Annotated in this window: 18 protein-coding genes; 11 read left to right on the top strand and 7 right to left on the bottom strand. The window is 68.3% G+C overall.

Going from position 1 to position 17,091, the window contains the following annotated elements; translation table 11 throughout:
* The first annotated feature begins 44 nt into the window (after window positions 1–44).
* On the top strand, window positions 45–476 hold the full coding sequence (locus tag PBN85_RS10165; RefSeq protein WP_271298876.1) for a host attachment family protein: 432 nt from the start codon (window positions 45–47) through the stop codon (window positions 474–476).
* Window positions 477–550: 74 nt separating this feature from the next.
* On the opposite strand, the gene PBN85_RS10160 is transcribed toward PBN85_RS10165, so the two are convergent.
* Entirely contained in the window at window positions 551–1,480 is a 930-nt protein-coding gene (locus PBN85_RS10160) for a hypothetical protein (RefSeq protein ID WP_271298875.1), read from the bottom strand.
* 489 nt (window positions 1,481–1,969) lie between these two features.
* Here PBN85_RS10160 and dksA point away from each other — a divergent pair, with 489 nt between their 5' ends.
* Window positions 1,970–2,398 (top strand): RNA polymerase-binding protein DksA, encoded by a 429-nt coding sequence (gene dksA, locus PBN85_RS10155; protein WP_373276471.1) that lies wholly within the window; start codon window positions 1,970–1,972, stop codon window positions 2,396–2,398.
* A gap of 79 nt (window positions 2,399–2,477) precedes the next feature.
* Window positions 2,478–2,816, top strand: coding sequence for a PilZ domain-containing protein (locus PBN85_RS10150; RefSeq protein ID WP_051583666.1), 339 nt, complete (start codon window positions 2,478–2,480; stop codon window positions 2,814–2,816).
* Window positions 2,817–2,884: 68 nt separating this feature from the next.
* Here PBN85_RS10150 and PBN85_RS10145 read toward each other — a convergent pair whose 3' ends face one another.
* Window positions 2,885–3,040, bottom strand: a complete 156-nt coding sequence (locus tag PBN85_RS10145) for a DUF465 domain-containing protein (protein WP_081793187.1) — start codon at window positions 3,038–3,040, stop codon at window positions 2,885–2,887.
* Between the two features lie 169 nt (window positions 3,041–3,209).
* On the opposite strand from PBN85_RS10145, the gene PBN85_RS10140 reads away from it, so the two are divergent.
* Both PBN85_RS10140 and PBN85_RS10135 read left to right on the top strand, forming a co-directional pair.
* Window positions 3,210–3,407 carry a DUF465 domain-containing protein gene (locus tag PBN85_RS10140; protein WP_037536220.1) on the top strand — a complete coding sequence of 66 codons (198 nt, stop codon included), beginning with the start codon at window positions 3,210–3,212 and terminating at the stop codon, window positions 3,405–3,407.
* 90 nt (window positions 3,408–3,497) lie between these two features.
* Window positions 3,498–3,956 (top strand): DUF1465 family protein, encoded by a 459-nt coding sequence (locus PBN85_RS10135; protein WP_037536221.1) that lies wholly within the window; start codon window positions 3,498–3,500, stop codon window positions 3,954–3,956.
* Between the two features lie 148 nt (window positions 3,957–4,104).
* Here the strand turns inward: PBN85_RS10135 and PBN85_RS10130 are convergent, their stop codons facing one another.
* Window positions 4,105–5,061 carry an NAD(P)H-dependent flavin oxidoreductase gene (locus PBN85_RS10130; RefSeq protein ID WP_037536223.1) on the bottom strand — a complete coding sequence of 319 codons (957 nt, stop codon included), beginning with the start codon at window positions 5,059–5,061 and terminating at the stop codon, window positions 4,105–4,107.
* Window positions 5,062–5,184: 123 nt separating this feature from the next.
* On the opposite strand from PBN85_RS10130, the gene PBN85_RS10125 reads away from it, so the two are divergent.
* Complete coding sequence (locus PBN85_RS10125; protein ID WP_271298874.1) at window positions 5,185–7,770, top strand: M1 family metallopeptidase; 2,586 nt, start codon at window positions 5,185–5,187, stop codon at window positions 7,768–7,770.
* A gap of 43 nt (window positions 7,771–7,813) precedes the next feature.
* On the opposite strand, the gene PBN85_RS10120 is transcribed toward PBN85_RS10125, so the two are convergent.
* Both PBN85_RS10120 and PBN85_RS10115 read right to left on the bottom strand, forming a co-directional pair.
* The gene (locus tag PBN85_RS10120; protein ID WP_271298873.1) at window positions 7,814–8,152 is read right to left on the bottom strand and encodes a hypothetical protein; all 339 of its coding nucleotides are present in this window, start codon (window positions 8,150–8,152) and stop codon (window positions 7,814–7,816) included.
* A gap of 68 nt (window positions 8,153–8,220) precedes the next feature.
* Window positions 8,221–8,796 (bottom strand): alpha/beta hydrolase, encoded by a 576-nt coding sequence (locus PBN85_RS10115; protein WP_051583668.1) that lies wholly within the window; start codon window positions 8,794–8,796, stop codon window positions 8,221–8,223.
* Window positions 8,797–9,028: 232 nt separating this feature from the next.
* On the opposite strand from PBN85_RS10115, the gene PBN85_RS10110 reads away from it, so the two are divergent.
* Both PBN85_RS10110 and PBN85_RS10105 read left to right on the top strand, forming a co-directional pair.
* Window positions 9,029–10,030 carry an NAD-dependent epimerase/dehydratase family protein gene (locus PBN85_RS10110; protein ID WP_271298872.1) on the top strand — a complete coding sequence of 334 codons (1,002 nt, stop codon included), beginning with the start codon at window positions 9,029–9,031 and terminating at the stop codon, window positions 10,028–10,030.
* A 118-nt stretch (window positions 10,031–10,148) separates the two neighbouring features.
* On the top strand, window positions 10,149–10,847 hold the full coding sequence (locus PBN85_RS10105) for a pirin family protein (RefSeq protein WP_037536228.1): 699 nt from the start codon (window positions 10,149–10,151) through the stop codon (window positions 10,845–10,847).
* A gap of 327 nt (window positions 10,848–11,174) precedes the next feature.
* Here PBN85_RS10105 and PBN85_RS10100 read toward each other — a convergent pair whose 3' ends face one another.
* Window positions 11,175–13,247, bottom strand: coding sequence for a malate synthase G (locus tag PBN85_RS10100; protein ID WP_271298871.1), 2,073 nt, complete (start codon window positions 13,245–13,247; stop codon window positions 11,175–11,177).
* Window positions 13,248–13,336: 89 nt separating this feature from the next.
* Between PBN85_RS10100 and PBN85_RS10095 the strand changes: the two genes are divergently transcribed.
* Both PBN85_RS10095 and PBN85_RS10090 read left to right on the top strand, forming a co-directional pair.
* Window positions 13,337–14,236 carry a LysR family transcriptional regulator gene (locus PBN85_RS10095; RefSeq protein WP_271298870.1) on the top strand — a complete coding sequence of 300 codons (900 nt, stop codon included), beginning with the start codon at window positions 13,337–13,339 and terminating at the stop codon, window positions 14,234–14,236.
* Window positions 14,237–14,317: 81 nt separating this feature from the next.
* Entirely contained in the window at window positions 14,318–14,533 is a 216-nt protein-coding gene (locus PBN85_RS10090) for a hypothetical protein (protein ID WP_037536236.1), read from the top strand.
* A gap of 73 nt (window positions 14,534–14,606) precedes the next feature.
* Here the strand turns inward: PBN85_RS10090 and PBN85_RS10085 are convergent, their stop codons facing one another.
* Window positions 14,607–16,148: an MFS transporter gene (locus PBN85_RS10085; RefSeq protein WP_271298869.1), complete on the bottom strand. Its 1,542-nt coding sequence runs from the start codon at window positions 16,146–16,148 to the stop codon at window positions 14,607–14,609.
* A gap of 205 nt (window positions 16,149–16,353) precedes the next feature.
* Here PBN85_RS10085 and PBN85_RS10080 point away from each other — a divergent pair, with 205 nt between their 5' ends.
* Complete coding sequence (locus PBN85_RS10080; protein ID WP_037536237.1) at window positions 16,354–16,980, top strand: SOS response-associated peptidase family protein; 627 nt, start codon at window positions 16,354–16,356, stop codon at window positions 16,978–16,980.
* Window positions 16,981–17,091 lie beyond the last annotated feature (111 nt).

The following is a 17,091-nucleotide window of genomic DNA, read 5'->3' as shown; positions in this document are numbered from 1 at the left end:
CGGCGGCGTTGTCATGCCGATCGCCACGATACAGGAGATAGGTCATGCAGGTTCCCCACAATGCGTTCGTGCTCGTCGCCGACGGCCGCAAGGCGTTGTTCTTCCGCAACGAGGGCGATGCCGATTATCCCAACCTCCGCGTCGAGCACGCTGAGGAAAAGATCAATCCGGCCGACCGCGACCAGAAGACGGACGCGGCCGGCAGCGCCAGCTCGACGCAGATGGGCACGATGGAAGAGGTCGATTTCCATCAGCAGGAGGAAGACCGCTTCGCCGCCGACACCGCCGACATGCTCAAGCGCCGTGCGCTCGCCAATGATTTCGAGGCGCTGATCATCGTCGCGCCGCCGAAGACGCTCGGCGAATTGCGCAAACATTATCACAAGGAGGTGAGCAGCCGCCTTGCCGGGGAGCTCGCCAAGGATCTGACGGGTCATCCGGTGCCGGAGATCGAAAAGGCGCTCGGCGCCGCCTGATCGTCGGATCGAATTAGAAAAAGGGGTGCCGGATCACCGTCCGGCACCCCTTTTTTTCGTGCTCGCGCGAATGCTCAGGCCGCTTGCGGTTTGGCGAAGCGCTTGCGGGCGACCAGCGCCAGTGCGGCGGCACCGAACAGCAGCACCATCGGCGGGGCGGGCACCGGCGCGGGCGGACCGCCCGACGATCCCGGCGGCCCCGGCGGCGGGCCGCCGTGATGGCCGCTCGACGTCCAGCCGCCGTTCGACGACCAACCGCCGCTGCTGCTCCATCCCTTCGAGCTCGACCCATAGTTGACCTGACCCTGGCCCTGGCCCTGGCCCTGGTTTTGGCCCTGACCTTGGTTCTGGTTCTGGCCCTGGTTTTGACCCTGGTTCTGGCTCTGGTTGTTATTGTTGTTGTTGGTGTTCGTGTTGTTGCTCGAATTGTTGTTATTGTTCGTATTGTTGCTCGAGTTGTTGTTGGTGTTGTTGCTCGAATTGCTGTTGTCGATGTCGACGGTCGCGCCGCCGGTCGACGACGAGCTCGAAACATTGCCCGACGAGGAGGACGAGACGTTCCCCGAGGACGAGGACGAGGAGGAGGACGACGAGGAGACGTTGCCCGAGGACGAGGAGCTGCCCGACGACGAGCTGCTCGTCGATCCGCCGCTCGACGTCGAGGAGATGACGACGCTGCCGCTCGATCCCGACGAGCCGCCGCCGAAGAAGCCGCCGCCAAAGCCACCGCCGAACCCGCCGCCAAAACCGCCGCTGCCGCCGACCACGACCGGCACACCGCCGCCGCCCCCGCCGACGAAGCCCTGCGCGGCGGGCAGCGGCACCGGGACCGGTGCGGCCTGACTGGCGAGCGTCACCACCGTCGGCGCGCAGCTCGTCGTCGTCGTGGTGACGACGCGGCGGCGCACGCCGCGACGCTGCACCGATGCGACCTGCCGCTTGGCGACGACGCGCTTGACCTGCTTGACGTAGACGGGGCGGTTCGGCCGCTCGGCGACGTGCACGGCCCCGCCGCCGATCAACGCACCGCCGCATGCACAGGCGCATAATTTTGCCAGGGCCATCCTTACGGACATAACGTCTCTTTCTCGTTGCCGGCGCGACGGGCCGGACATTCGCTCGCAACAGGGCGGTGCTGCCATAGGATCAAGCGCCGAACAAAGGATTAAGTGCAAGCGCGTTCGGCACCGGCGGCGTCCCATATCGCGATTCCGCCATGCTCGCGCCGCGCCGATCGGCGTTAACGTGCCAGAGTGGAACACATGCCTGCCGTGCCGTTAACCGATCCCGGCGCGGTTCATCCTCGCGTCATCCTAAGTCCGTTATGGTGCAATAAAATAACGCTTGGACGTACGATTCGGCAACTCTGATCGCTTGTGGTTCGGGTTGAGCGCGATTATAGGCGCTTCAACCATTTGGGGGCGGCCCCGCGGTCTAGACCGGGCCGGAGGGAGAGTGGTATGGCAACGCTAGTGAGTCAGGTTGACGATGTAATGACGCCTCCGCCGGCCAATGATGCCGACGATGGCTATCGGCCGAGCGCCGACGAACCGTTCATGAGCCTGCGGCAACAGGCCTATTTCCGTAAGAAACTGCTCCGCTGGAAAGATGCGATCCTGCTCGACGCGGCCGGCACGCTCAACCAGCTCCAGCTCGATTCCCTGCGCGAGTCCGACCTCACCGACCGTGCCTCGAGCGAGACCGACTGGTCGATCGAGCTGCGTACCCGTGACCGTCAGCGCAAGCTCGTCTCGAAGATCGAGGCGGCGATCCGCCGCATCGACGAGGGCGAATATGGCTATTGCGAAGTGACCGGCGAGCCGATCAGCCTCGGCCGTCTCGAAGCACGACCGATCGCGACGATGACGCTGGAGGCGCAGGAGCGGCACGAACGCAACGAGAAGATCTCGCGCGAGGATTGACCCGGCCTGCGGTTCGGGCTTTGGTCTCCGCCGGACAGGCGCGCGCGCCTGACTGGTAGCGGCTATACAGGCTTGGTTTATGGACAGCTTTTCCCACGACCCGGCAGATCATGCGATGGGCGCCGGCGGATCGCAGCGCAGCGTGGCGCGGGACAGCCTGTTCCTGATGGCGCGGCTGCGCTTCGCCGAAGAGACGGGGGTCCGCGACGTCAGGGTCCGCAACCTGTCCGAAGGCGGGCTGATGGTCGATTGCGCGCGGGTCAAGGAGCCTGGCACCCCCGTGACGCTCGATCTGCGCGGCATCGGCGAAGTCACCGGCAAGGTCGCCTGGTGCACCGAGGGGCGGATCGGCATCGCGCTCGACTCGCCGATCGATCCGATGAAGGCGCGCAAGCCGGTCGGCGGCACCAAGGCCTGACCGCGACTGCGCTGTGCCGCGCGGCCGGATATGAAAAGCCCCTCCGCGACGGGAGGGGCTGGCTAAGCCTAGAGGCCGGAAAGCTCTTCCTTGAGTTTCAGCTTCTTGCGTTTCAGGTCGGAAAGGAGCGCGGCGTCGGGCAACGGGCGATGAATTTCGTCGGCGATGCGGCGGTCGAGCGCGGCATGCTTGGTCTCCAGAGCCTGTTGGTGCGTCGTCTGCATTTCGGTGTCCTCCTGATGCATGCGTTGTGGGGGACTGAGTAAACCACCGAAGCGCCCGAAAGTCCTCCCCAAAAATCACCGAACGCGACGTGCCGAGCGATTGCGCGCGACGACTTGGTGCCGCATGGCGGCTCGGGTAAAAGGCGGCGCACCGATGGGGATGTCAGGCATGGACGAAGCACAGATCAGCGCCCGCCTCGACGCGCTGCGCACAGAGCATCGCGACCTCGACGCGGCGATCGCCGCGCTGGCCGGCGCCGGCAATCCCGACCAGCTCCAGCTCGCGCGGCTGAAGAAGCGCAAGCTGCGGCTGCGCGACGAGATCGCCACCTGCGAAGATCAGCTCATTCCCGATATCATCGCCTGATCCTGTTTCGGGACGGGTGAATCCAAACGGGACGACCCGGGCCGACACGGCATCTGTGCAAGGGGCAAGGCCTGTGTCACCCAGCCTTTCATGACCGCCGGCCGCCGCGAATCACGCCTCCACGATCGTCTGATCGACTCGCTCTATACCGAGGCCATGCTGCTCGCCGACGAGGCGCGCGCCTATTTCGACGCCGCCGGGCGCAGCGAGCGTGAGGCGCTCGATCCGCTGATCCGCGTCGGCTTTTCGTGCGAATCGCTCAAGGTGACGACGCGGCTGATGCACGTCATCGCCTGGCTGCTCACCCAGCGGGCGGTCGACGCGGGCGAGATGAAGCCGCGCGATGCGCTCGATCCGACCTACCGGCTCGGCAAGGCGCCGCAATTCGACGTCGACCTCGTCCATGCCTTGCCGGTGCGCGCGCAGCGGCTGGTGGTGGCCAGCGCCAATCTGCACCGCCGCGTCGGCCTGCTCGACGATGCGCAGGAAGAGGTGCGGACGATCAGCCCGGTCCACCATCTGCACGACCGGCTCGCGCTGGCGTTCTAGATCGTCCGGCGGCGTCTGCATCGACCGGACATCGATCACGCGGAGGATGCTGTGACTGGGAGGGGCGTAGCCCGAACGATCGATCGAGGGGTGAGGGGCGTTACCGCGGCAGGTGCGACATCTCCGCGCCTCCGCGTGAATGCGCGGATCAGCGCAGCAGCCGCGCCCGTGCCGCGGCATATTGCGAGGCGAAGCGCTCGACGCGATCGGCGACGCTCTCGACCGCATCGATCACGCCGATCCCCTGGCCCGATCCCCAGATGTCGCGCCACGCCTTGGCCTTGCTGCCGTCGCCGCCGCCGAAGTTCATCGTCTTGAGATCGCCGTCCGGCAGCGCGTCGGGATCGAGCCCGGAGGCGACGATCGAGCTGCGCAGGTAATTGCCGTGCACGCCGGTGAACAGGTTGGAATAGACGATGTCCGACGCCCGGCTGGCGACGATCGAGTCCTTATAGTCCGGCGTCGCATTGGCTTCGCGCGTCGCGATGAACGGCGATCCGATATAGGCGAAGTCGGCGCCCATCGCCTGCGCGGCGAGGATCGCGCCGCCGGTGGCGATCGACCCCGACAGCGCCAGCGGCCCGTCGAACCATTGCCGGATCTCCTGCACGATGGCGAATGGCGACAGCGTGCCGGCATGGCCGCCGGCACCGGCGGCGACCGCGATCAGACCGTCGGCGCCCTTGTCGATCGCCTTGCGCGCGAACCGGTCGTCGATCACGTCGTGCAGCGTGATCCCGCCCCAGCCGTGCACCGCGGTGTTGAGATCCTCGCGCGCGCCGAGCGAGGTAATGACGATCGGCACCTTCCACTTGGCGCAGGTGGAAAGGTCCTGTTCGAGACGGTCGTTCGACTTGTGGACGATCTGATTGACCGCGAACGGCGCGGCAGGGGATTCCGGGTGGTCGCGATCGTGCGCGGCAAGCTCTTCGGTGATGCGGTGCAGCCACTCGTCGAGCAGCGCCTGCGGCCGCGCATTGAGCGCCGGAAACGAGCCGACGATCCCCGCCTTGCATTGCGCGATCACCAGCTCCGGCCCGGAGATGATGAACAGCGGCGAGCCGATGACGGGCAGGCGCAGGCGATCGAACAGCGGCGGGTTCATGCGGGGCTCCTCCATGAGATCGGTTGTTTAGCGCAACTGATTGACCTGTCCAGCGACGCGGCTTGCCCGCGCCCCGCAAAGGCGTATGGCCGGCGCATCCCGTGTTTCCGGAGTGTAACATTGATGAAGCTTGCCGCTGCCGCCGCTCTGGCGCTCACCGTCTCCACCCCCGCGCTCGCCGCCGGCAGCCTGCCCGCGACCGTGGTGCCCATCCTCTACGATATCGCGGTCACCCCCAATGCGCAGGCGATGACCTTCTCCGGCAGCGAGACGGTGCAGATCGACGTCAAGGCGACGACGCCGACGATCACGCTCAACGCCGCCGATCTCGCCATCGCCTCGGCCCGGTTCGACGGCAAGGCGGTGCCGTTCGCGCTCGACAAGGACAAGCAGCAGCTCGTGCTGACGCTCCCCGCCGCGGCGGCCGTCGGGCGGCATAGCGTCGCCTTCAGCTGGACTGGCAAGATCAACCAGTCGGCCGCCGGCCTGTTCGCGATCGACTATACCAATCAGGATGGGTCGAAGGCGCGGATGCTCGCGACGCAGTTCGAGGCGCCCGATGCCCGCCGCTTCGCGCCGATGTGGGACGAGCCCGCGTTCAAGGCGAAGTTCCGCCTGCGCGCGATCGCGCCGGGCGGCCAGCTCGCTTTCTCCAACATGCCCGCCGCATCGGTGGCCAAACAGGCGGACGGCACGCAGCTCTATACCTTCGCGGAAACGCCGGTGATGTCGAGCTATCTGCTCTATCTCGGCATGGGCGATCTCGAGCGCAAGACGGTGCAGGCCGGCAACGTCGAGATCGGCGTCATCACCCGCCGCGGCGTCGTCAACCAGGGCGATTACGCGCTCGCCGAGGCGAAGCGGCTGCTGCCCTATTACAACAGCTATTTCGGTCAGCCCTATCCGCTGCCCAAGCTCGACATGGTCGCCGGCCCCGGCTCCAGCCAGTTCTTCGGCGCGATGGAGAATTGGGGCGCGATCTTCTATTTCGAACCCGAGTTGCTGTTCGACCCCAAGCGCGCCACCGAAAGCGGGCGCCAGCGCATCTTCACCGTCGTCGCGCATGAGATGGCGCATCAATGGTTCGGCGATCTGGTGACGATGCGCTGGTGGGACGACCTCTGGCTCAACGAGGGCTTCGCCTCGTGGATGGAGAACAAGTCGGCCGCCGATCTCAACCCGAGCTGGAAGGCGGAGGCCGCCGCGGTGTCGACCGACCGTGAGGCGGCGATGGGCATCGACGCGACCGCCGCCACCCACCCGATCATCCGCAAGATCGAGACCGTCGACCAGATCGGCGAGGCGTTCGACGGCATCACCTATTCGAAGGGGCAGGCGGTGATCGGCATGCTCGAATCGACGCTCGGCCCCGATGTCTTCCGCGACGGCATCCGCCGCTACATGGCCAAGTACAAGTTCGGCAACACCGTCACCGATCAGCTCTGGGCCGAACTGTCGGCGGCGGCAGGCAAGCCGGTCGCCGAGATCGCACATGGCTATACGCTGCAGGGCGGCGTGCCGCTGGTGACGATGACCTCCGCGCGCTGCACCGGCGGCACTACCGTCGCGACGCTGGCGCAGGGACGGTTCGGGCTCGACGAGGCATCGAAGGCGCCGCAGACGTGGCAGGTGCCGCTGGTCGTCGCCACCGTCGGCGGCGGCGAGACGCGCGCCGTCGTCTCCGGCCCGTCGACCAACGTCACCGTCAAGGGCTGCGGCACGTTGCTGCTCAACAAGGGCAAGGGCAGCTATACGCGCGTGCTCTACGATCAGGCGGGGCATGACGGCATCGTCCGCGATTACACCCGCCTGCCGCTCGACGACCGGCTCGGCACGCTCGCGGATGATTATGCGCTCGCCGCCGGTGGCTATCAGGACCTGTCGCGCTATTTCGCGGTGATGGGACAGGTCGGCGCCAACGCCGATCCGCTCGAATGGTCGCTCGTCTCGGCGCGGCTCAGCCGGCTCAACGGCCTGTTCGACGGCACGCCGCTCAGTGCGCCGCTGCGCGCGCGCACGCTGGCGACGCTGAGCCCGGTGCTGCAGCGCATCGGTGCTACCGCCCGTGCCGACGAATCGCCGCTGGTCGGCAATCTGCGCGAGGCCCTGGTCGGCGAACTCGGCGATCTCGGCGACCCCGAGGTGCTGCGCCTCGCGCGCGGCTATGTCGCCAAGCTCGCCAGCGATCCGACCGCGATCCCGCCGTCGATCCGCCAGCCGATCCTCGCGACCTTCGCGACCAATGCGACCGCCGCCGACTGGGAGACGCTGCTGCGCCTGACCCAGGCGGAGACCAATCCGGTCGCCAAGAACCGGTTCGTCTCGCTGCTCGGCTATGCCAAGGACGATGCGCTCGCGACGCGGGCGCTGGCGCTGCTCAAGACCGATACCTTCACCGCGCCGCAGCGGGCGGCGCTGCTCCGCGCCATATCGGGCGAGCATCCCGATATGGCGTTCGACTGGGCGGTGGCGAACCGCGCGCTGGTGGAGAGCTTCATCGAGGACAGCAGCAAGGCCGGCTTCATCGTCGGCCTCGGCGGCGGTTCGGTCGATCCCGGCATGCCGGCCAAGATAAACGCCTTCGCGGAGACGTTGCCGGAGACCTCGCGCGGCCCGGCGCGGCGTACCGTATCTGGGATCGCGGTCCGCACTGCGGCGGCGGAGCGGCTGCGTCCGGCGGTGCAGACCTGGCTCGGCACCGGTAAGTAAGGGGCAGGGCGGGGCGGCCGGATGCCGCCCCGTACCGCATCGATCAGCCGCCGGGCTGGGCCGGGATACCCGTCACCTCGGCCATGCCGTCGTCGCCCAGCGCGACCAGCCACGCGCTGCCCTCCAGGCATCGCACCGCCCAGACCGGCTTGCCGTTGCGCGGCTTCTGCCGCTCGACCCCGGCGATGCCCTGGCATTTCTGCTTGGCGTCATCGATCGCGCGATACAGAACGCCGTTGATCTGCCGCGGCGGCAGCGCCAGCACCTTGGCGATATAGCCGGTCTCGCGCGGGGCGGTGGCGGTCGGCGTCGGTTGCGGCGACGGCTGCGATCCGCATGCGGTCAGCGCCGCGGCCAGCACCAGCATCAGTCCATTACGCATAGCGGTCTCCCTCAGATGACGGGGAGAGATAGGGGTGCCGCCCGGTCGGCGGCAAGTCGCAATGCGGATCAGCGCCAGCCGGTGATCGCACGACCGCGGTCGACCTCGTGATCGACCATCTGCCGGGTCAGGCGCAGGAACAGCCGCTGCGCCTGTCGCCAGGCGACGCCGCCCGCGTCGCGGTTGCGCAGCCGGTCGCCGACGACCAGCCGGCTGCCCCAATCCTCCACCGTCGCGGCGAGATCGTCGGCCATCTCACCCGGACGGATCACCAGCGACGGGAACGGCAGCCGTACCTTCGGCGAGGCATAGAGCGACTGCGCCGCGGCGGGCGGCGCGAACAGCAGGGCGCCGGCGATCTTGCGCACGTCGTGCGCCGGCGACAGCCGCGCCCACCAGGCGCTCGCCGCGCAGCCGATCCCCTCGGCGACGAGCAGCACGCGCGCATCGGCCTCGCGCACCGCACGGTCGAGCTTCGCCGCCCAGATCGTCCGCGCCGCCGGCGAGCGCGCGTCGACCGGGACCGCACCCGCGCCATCGTCCGCCCAGCCGAACATCCGCTGCCACGCGGGGGTCGGCGCGCCATCGCCGATCGTGACGATCGACAGTCTCTGGTCGGCGAAGGGCAGCGGGATCGCGGTCATCCGTCTCTCCTCTGTGCAAAGCGCCCGTGGGCGACTCGCATCGTGGCGGGAAGTATGAACGACGGCTGATCGCTGACCAGTGCCTTTCGGCCATGGCGCGGCGAAGCGCGCCGGGAACGGGTCATGCCGACGTCCAAGGTCGAGACATCGTCAAGCATCGTCAATTGCTTCGCAGTCGGCTAGCGAGCCGGCAGGGCGGCCGTGACGGCGGCAATCAGGGAGCGATGCGGCGATGCCGAAGACGTTGGTGACCGGGGTGGCGGGCTTTATCGGCATGTATTGCGCGCAGGCGCTGCTCGCCCGCGGCGGCGAGGTGGTCGGGATCGACTCGCTCAACGATTATTACGATCCGGCGCTGAAGCATGCGCGCCTCGCCGAACTGACCCGCGACCATGGCGACCGCTTCACCTTCCATGCGGTCGATTTCGCCGATGCCGCCGCGCTGCGCGAGGCGCTGGCGGGGCATGACGTTGATCGCATCGTTCACCTCGGCGCGCAGGCCGGGGTGCGCTATTCGATCGATCATCCCGAAGTCTATGGCCAGTCCAACCTGATCGGCCACCTCAACATGCTCGAACTGGCGCGGTCGCGCGGCGTCGCGCATCTCGTCTATGCCTCCTCCTCATCGGTCTATGGCGGCAACACGTCGGTGCCGTTCCGGGTCGAGGATCGCGTCGACCGGCCGGTGTCGCTCTACGCCGCGACCAAGCGCGCCAATGAGGTGATGAGCGAAAGCTATGCGCATCTCTACCGCCTGCCGCAGACCGGGCTGCGTTTCTTCACCGTCTATGGACCGTGGGGCCGGCCGGACATGATGCTGTGGATCTTCACCCGCGCGATGTTCGCCGGCGAGCCGATCCCGGTGTTCAACAACGGCCTGATGGAGCGCGACTTCACTTATATCGACGATATCATCGCCGGGGTGATCGCCGCGCACGACCAGCCGCCGCCCGACGACGGCGCGGTCAAGGCGGGCGGCAGCGTCGCGCCGCATCGGCTCTACAATATCGGCAACAACCGCTCCGAACCGCTCGGCCGGGTCATCGGCATCCTGGAACAGGCGACCGGGCGCCAGGCGATCCGCCGCGACCTGCCGATCCAGCCCGGCGACGTCGTCCGCACCGCCGCGGACATCAGCGCGATCGCCGGCGACCTCGGCTATCAGCCGACGACGACGATCGATGTCGGCGTGCCGCGCTTCGTCGACTGGTATCGCCGCTATCACGGAGTGTAAGCGCGGGCGGGTGAAATCCGGCAACGCAGCGGTGCCGATCCTGCTGTTTCGCCGCGCGTCGTCGCCCCCCATTTGAGGCGCAATGAGGAAGCCAGCGCTTCCGGTCGGAGTGACTTACATGATCGAACGTCGTCCCTTCAGCAGCCTCGGCGGTGCCAACCACGGCTGGCTCGACGCCAAGCACCATTTCTCCTTCGCCAGTTACTATGATCCCAAGCGGATGGGCTGGGGCCCGATCCGCGTCTGGAACGACGATGCGATCGCTGCCGGCACCGGCTTTCCGCCGCACCCGCATGCCGACATGGAGATCATCACCTATGTCCGCGACGGCGCGATCACGCATCAGGACAGCCTCGGCAACACCGGCCGCACCGAAGCGGGCGACGTCCAGGTGATGAGCGCCGGCTCCGGCGTCCGCCATTCGGAATATAATCGCGAAGCCGGCACGACGACGATCTTCCAGATCTGGATCGAGCCGCGCGCGCGTGGTGGAGCGCCGGCCTGGGGCGCCAAGCCCTTTCCGCGCGGCGAGCGGTCCGGCCGGTTCGTCACGCTGGCGAGCGGCATCGACGGCGACGCCGACGCGCTGCCGATCCGCACCGACGCGCGCGTCGTCGGCGCGACGATCCGCGCCGGCGAGAGCGCGGACTATGCGCTCGGCGCGGGCCATCATGCCTATCTCGTCCCCGCCACCGGGCGCATCGAGGTCAACGGCGTCGCACTCGACGCGCGCGACGGCGCGGCGATCCGCGACGAGGCGGTGATCCGCGTCACCGCGCTGGAGGATGCCGAGATCGTGCTGGTCGATGCGGCCTGAGCTTCGGGGCCGCGCCGGTGGGGCGCTTCTGGCGTAGCCACCGGCGCGGGAGGCGGTGGTGCTCTGCCTATGCCGTCGAACAGTCGTGCAGGCGATACGACCGCCTAGTGGCGAAACCTCGATAGGAAATTTCCAGTCGGCCACGAGAAGCCAGTATTCCCGCGCAGGCGGGAATCCAGTGGCCAAGCAGAGCAACGGCTGGTGGCGAAAAGATCACTAGGCTCCCGCCTGCGCGGGAGCACTTAAGAGGGGGCGGTGCAAGCAACGACCGCGCATTGCCCGCATACCCTTGCCTCGTCAGCGTCGCTCGTCGCGAAAGCAACCCGCTCACCCCCGATCCGCCGCCTTCCGCTCCGCGCGAAAGCGGTGGAGCAGCGGCTCGGTATAGCCGTTCGGCTGGGTCACGCCTTCGAACACCAGCGCGCGGGCGGCACGCAGCGCGAGGCTGTCGCCGCTTAAAGGCCGGTAGAGGGGATCGCCGGCATTCTGCGCATCGACCTTCGCCGCCATGCGCGTGAACGCCGCCTCGACCGCCTCGCGCGTCGCGATGCCGTGGAGCAGCCAGTTGGCGATATGCTGCGAGGCGATGCGCAGGGTGGCGCGATCCTCCATCAGGCCGATGTCGTGGATGTCGGGCACCTTCGAACAGCCGATCCCCTGATCGATCCAGCGCACGACATAGCCGAGGATCCCCTGCGCGTTGTTGTCGAGCTCCGCCGCGACCGCCGCGGGCGGCCAGTGGCGCTCGGGATCGGCGAGCGGCAGGGTGAGCAGCGCGTCGAGCGGCGCCGGTGTCTCGCCCGACCGCTCGCGTTGGCACGCCGCGACGTCGACGCGATGATAGTGCGTCGCATGCAGCGTCGCCGCGGTGGGGGAGGGGACCCAGGCGGTGGTCGCGCCGGTCTGCGGATGCGCGATCTTCTGCGCGAGCATATCGGCCATCCGGTCGGGCGCCGCCCACATCCCCTTGCCGATCTGCGCCTTGCCGGCGAGCCCGCAGGCGAGGCCGATCTGGACGTTGCGGTCCTCATAGGCGGCGATCCAGCGCGCGCTCTTCATCTCCGCCTTGGGGATCATCGCGCCGGCGTGCATCGCGGTATGGATCTCGTCACCGGTGCGGTCGAGGAAGCCGGTGTTGATGAACATCAGCCGGTGGCGCACCGCGGCGATACAGGCGGCGAGATTGGCGCTGGTCCGCCGCTCTTCGTCCATCAGGCCGAGCCTGATCGTATGCCGCGGCACGCCGATCAGATCCTCGACCGCGTCGAACAGCCGGTCGGCGAAGGCCGCCTCGGCGGGGCCGTGCATCTTGGGTTTGACGATATAGATCGCGCCGGTGCGGCTGTTGCGGCCGCGATCATGCCGCGCGATCAGGGCGGTGACGATCGCATCGACCATGCCTTCGGGCGCCTCGCTGCCGTCGGGCAGCCGCACCGCCGGCGTCGTCATCAGATGGCCGACGTTGCGCACGAACACCAGGCTGCGCCCGGGCAAGGTCAGCCTGTCGCCGTCCGTGGTGACGTAGGTGCGATCCTTCGCGAGCCGCCGCTCGACCGTCCGCCCGTCCTTGGTGAAGCTGGCGGTGAGGTCGCCGCGGATCAGCCCGAGCCAATTGGCATAGGCCGCGACCTTGTCCTCGGCATCGATCGCGGCGACCGAATCCTCGAGGTCGCAGATCGTCGTCAGCGCCGATTCGAGGATGATGTCGGCGATGCCGCCAGGATCGGTCGCGCCGATCGGATGCGCGCGATCGACGACGATCTCGATATGCAGGCCATGATGCCGCAGCAGCCACGTGTCGCCCGCCCGCCCGATCAACTGCGCGGGGTCGGCGAGCGTCGGCGTGCCGCCGTGCCAGTCCGCCCATCGTCCCTCCGTCAGCGGCACCGCCTCGTCGAGCAGCGCCTTGGCCCAGGCGATCACCGCCGCGCCGCGCACCGCATCATAGCCGGTCGTCGCCGGCCCCCTCTCGGGGATCGCATCGCTGCCGTAGAGCGCGTCGTACAGGCTGCCCCAGCGCGCATTGGCGGCGTTGAGCAGGAAGCGCGCGTTGAGGATCGGCACGACCAGCTGCGGCCCGGCGCGCTCGGCGATCTCGACGTCGATCGCGCCGGGATCGATCGCGAACGGCGCCGGCTCGGGGACCAGATAGCCGATGTCGGAGAGCATCGTGCGATACGCCTGCGGCGCATAGGCGTTGCCGCGGTGCCAGTCGTCGATCGCCGTCTGCAATCGGTCGCGCTCGGCGAGCAAGGCGCGATTCTCAGGCACCAGCTTGGCGAACAGCGCCGCGACGCCGTGCCAGAAGCGGTCGGCGTCGAGGTCGAGCCCGGGCAGCACCGCCTCGTCGATGAAGGTGGCGAGTGCGGGGGCGATCGACAGGCCGGCACGCTGGATCATGGCATCATCTCCTCACCCGATCGCTAGACCCGCAGCGATCCCATCGCTAGCCATGACAATCACCAATCACCTTTTCCGAAAGCGAACGAATGGGCTTCGATCCGGATTATGCGCTGTTCGTCGCCATCGCCGATGCGGGCAGCCTGTCGGCGGCGGCACGCAGCCTCGGCAGCTCGCCGGCGATGGTGTCGAAGCGGTTGCAACGGCTCGAACATCGCCTCGGCGTCACGCTCGTCCAGCGGACGACACGGCGGCTGGTGCTGACCGAAGCCGGCAGCCGCTTTCGCGACGATCTGCGCGCAATCCTCGATACGCTCGGCACGGCGGAGGCGCGGGTGACGGGCGGGCAGGGCGCGCCGGTCGGACGGCTGCACGTATCGGCGCCGACCTCGTTCGGGCGGCTCCACGTCGCCCCGTACCTTGGCCGTTTCCTGGCGCGCCATCCGCGGATCGATCTCGCCTTCGATCTGAGCGACGCCTATGTGGATTTGCTCACGGCCCGCGTCGACTGCGCGATCCGCATCGCCCGCGATATTCCGCCGCCGCTCGTCGGGCATCGGCTGGCGCCGAGCCGCCGTATCCTCTGCGCCGCGCCCGGCTATCTCGCCGAGCATGGCACGCCGGCGACGATCGAGGCACTCGACGCGCATCGCCTGATCGCTGCCGATGGGCAGATGCCGTGGCAGCTCGCGACGGCGGGCAGGGCGGTGACGATCGAGCGGCCGAGCCACGTTCGCACCAATTCGAGCGAAATGGTGCGCGAGCTGGCGGTCGCCGGTGTGGGAGTCGCGCTGCGATCCTGGTGGGATGTCGGTGCGGCGATCCGCAGCGGGGAATTGGTGCGGGTGCTGCCGGACTGGCACGGATCGGCGGCGGTGGCGATCCACGCGGTGCATCTGCGCCGCCCGGCGACCCCCGCCGCGGTCGCCGCCTTCGTCGACTTCCTGCGCGAAACGATCGACCCCGCCGTCTGGGAGGCGGAGGCCTGACCGCGGGATGACACCGAATTCATGGAACATGACGCTGGCGTCACGGCTTTGGTCGGGAACGGTTCGATACAGGAGAATGCCATGAAGACGCTCATGATCCTCGCCGCCGCCACCGCCGTGATCGGCGCGCAGCCGGCGCTGGCGAAGGGCTGCATCCGCGGTGCCGCCGCGGGCGGCGTCGCCGGTCATTATGTCGGCAAGGGCCATGCCGTGATGGGCGCGGCGGCGGGCTGCATCGCGATGCACCACCATTATGCCAAGCAGGCGCGCGCGCAAAAGGCCGCCGCGAAGCGCTGACCCCGATCACCCGGCGTATCAGGGTGGAGACCCGGAGCGGCCGTCGCCGTCTCCGGGTCTTGTTATATGGCGGTCAGCCCGTCGCGCGGCCGCTGAGCTCCTCGCCCGCCTTCGGGTCGAAGCGTGCATTGACGAATACCGCGGTCAGCGAGATCGCCGTCACCGTCCAGAAGGCGAAGCGGAAGTCGGCGAAGCCGGTGTTCACGCTGCCCCGCCACAGCATCGAGACATGCAGCGCGGTCGCGCCGATGCAGATGCCGAGCGACAGCATCAATTGCTGGAAGGTCGAATAGAAGCTCGTCGCCGCGCTCATCCGGTCCTTGGCGATCTCGTCATAGGCGATGGTGTTATAGGCGGTGAACTGGAACGACATCAGGAAGCCCGACACGACCAGCACCGCGAACACCGCCGGCAGCGGCCAGGCCGGCCCGAACAGCCCGCAGCAGGCATAGCCCGCGGTCCCGGCCAGTCCCATTACCACCAAAGCGTTGCGGAAGCCGAAGCGCTTGAGGATGCGCCGCGCCACGCCCTTCATCCCGAACGAGCCGATCGCCGAGGCGACCGTCATCGCGCCGCTCTGCGCCGCTGACAGGCCGAAGGCGAGCTGCATCATCAGCGGCAGCAGGAAGGGCTGCGCACCCTGCGTGATCCGGGCCAGCGATCCGCCGAGCACCGACAGGCGGAAGGTCGGCACACGCATCAGCGACAGGTCGAGGATCGGATGCTCGGTCCGCCGCGTATGCCGCCAATAGCCGAGGCCGAACGCCGCGCCGATCGCGATCAGCGTCGCCGCCAGCCCTCCCTCGCCGGGGCGGCTCGCCATTTCGAAGCCGAACAGGAGGCAGCCGAGCGCCGCACCCGACAGCAGGAAGCCGGCCGGATCGAAGCGCGCCGGATGGTCCTCGCGCACGTCGGCGATGAAATGGCCGACCAGCACGATGCCGGCGATGCCGATCGGCAGGTTGAGCCAGAAGATCCACCGCCAGTCGAGATAGGTGACGATCAGACCGCCGACCGGCGGCCCGACGATCGGCCCGATCAGCGCCGGCATGATCAGCCACGACATCGCCGACACCATGTCGCGCTTGGCGACCGAGCGGAGCAGCACCAGCCGCCCGACCGGCATCATCATCGCGCCGCCGATCCCCTGGACGAACCGCGCCGCGACCATCGCCTCCAGGTTCGGGGCGAGGCCGCAGGCAAGGCTGCCCGCGACGAACAGGCCGATCGCGGCGCGGAACACGCGGCGCGCGCCGAACCGGTCGGCCATCGTTCCCGAGGCAGGGATGAACATCGCCAGCGCAAGCAGGTAGGAGGTGAGCGCAATGCTCATCTCGGGCGCGCGCACCGCGAAATCGCGGGCCATCGTCGGCAGCGCGGTGGCGAGCACGGTCGCGTCGAGATTCTCCATGAACATCGCGGTGGCGATGATCAGCGCGACGGTGCGGTAATTGCGCGTCGGCTCGGCGCCGCCGTGATGATCCGCGGTCTGCGCGATGCCGTCGCCCGCCGGCACTATACCGTCGCGCACCTCGGCATTGACCGAGGCGATCCCGCGCCGACGCGGCCTCAGATAGAGACGCGGATCGAGCTTGGCGGGAAGGTGGAGGTGCATGCGACGGACGAAGCTTTCTCGCTGGAACGGACCTCTCCGACGGTCGCGACCGGCTCGGACGGCTCGGCTCGCGCTGCCGACAATATAGGAACGGTGACGCCGGGATTGAAGTTGCCGTCTACGCCGATCCCCCGGCAGCGCCATGGTTATTGCCGCTGCCGAGGGTCGCGGGCATGATCGCGCGGATGATCCGGACCGCCGCCTGATGTGTAACCGCGCCCGCCTGTCGAGCGAACCCGAAACCTTATGGGGCGCGAGCGCGGCGCTGTTCGACGAGCGCCCGCGCGACAATCGCTTCGACCCGCAGGAACTGCGCCCGCGCAACCGCAGCTATGTCATCCGCGAGGCGGACGGCACGCGCGGCTGGGACGTGATGGGCTGGGACGTGCTCGGCGGGCAGGCGGCCTATCCGATGACCAACGTGCGCAACCTCGGGCTCGCGCAGTGGCGGCGGCTGGCGGAACGGCCCGCCAACCGCTGCGTCGTGCCGCTCACCGAATTCTGTGAGTTCACCCCCGAGCGGCACGATCTCGGCGACGGCAAGCCGCCGCTCAAAGGCGAGATGTGGTTCGCGGTCACCGACCAGCCGCGCTTCGCCGTCGCCGGTTTCTGGCAGCAGACCGCGGCCGGCAAGGGCTTTGCGATGGTCACCTGCGACCCCAATGCGCTGGTCGCGCCGATCCACCCCAAGGCGATGATCACCATCCTCGCCGCCGATGACGTCGATCTCTGGCTGCGCGGCAGCTATGCGGAGATCGTCGCGCTGCAACGCCCCTATGATGCCGCGCGCATGACGGTGCGTGGGCCGCTGTTCCCGACCCGGCAGGGGTGATGCCGGGCGGCGCGCGCCCGGCATCGATCAATCAATTGGCCTGCCGCCACGCGCGCAGCTGCGCGGCATCGACATCGCCGGCGTAGCACTATCATCGGGCAGTGATGCGGT

Origin of the sequence: Sphingomonas sp. CV7422 (assembly GCF_027945725.1) — a bacterium.
Lineage (GTDB): Bacteria > Pseudomonadota > Alphaproteobacteria > Sphingomonadales > Sphingomonadaceae > Sphingomonas > Sphingomonas kyungheensis.
The sequence above is the reverse complement of the archived record's forward strand: the minus strand, read 5'-3'. Positions and strand labels throughout refer to the sequence as shown.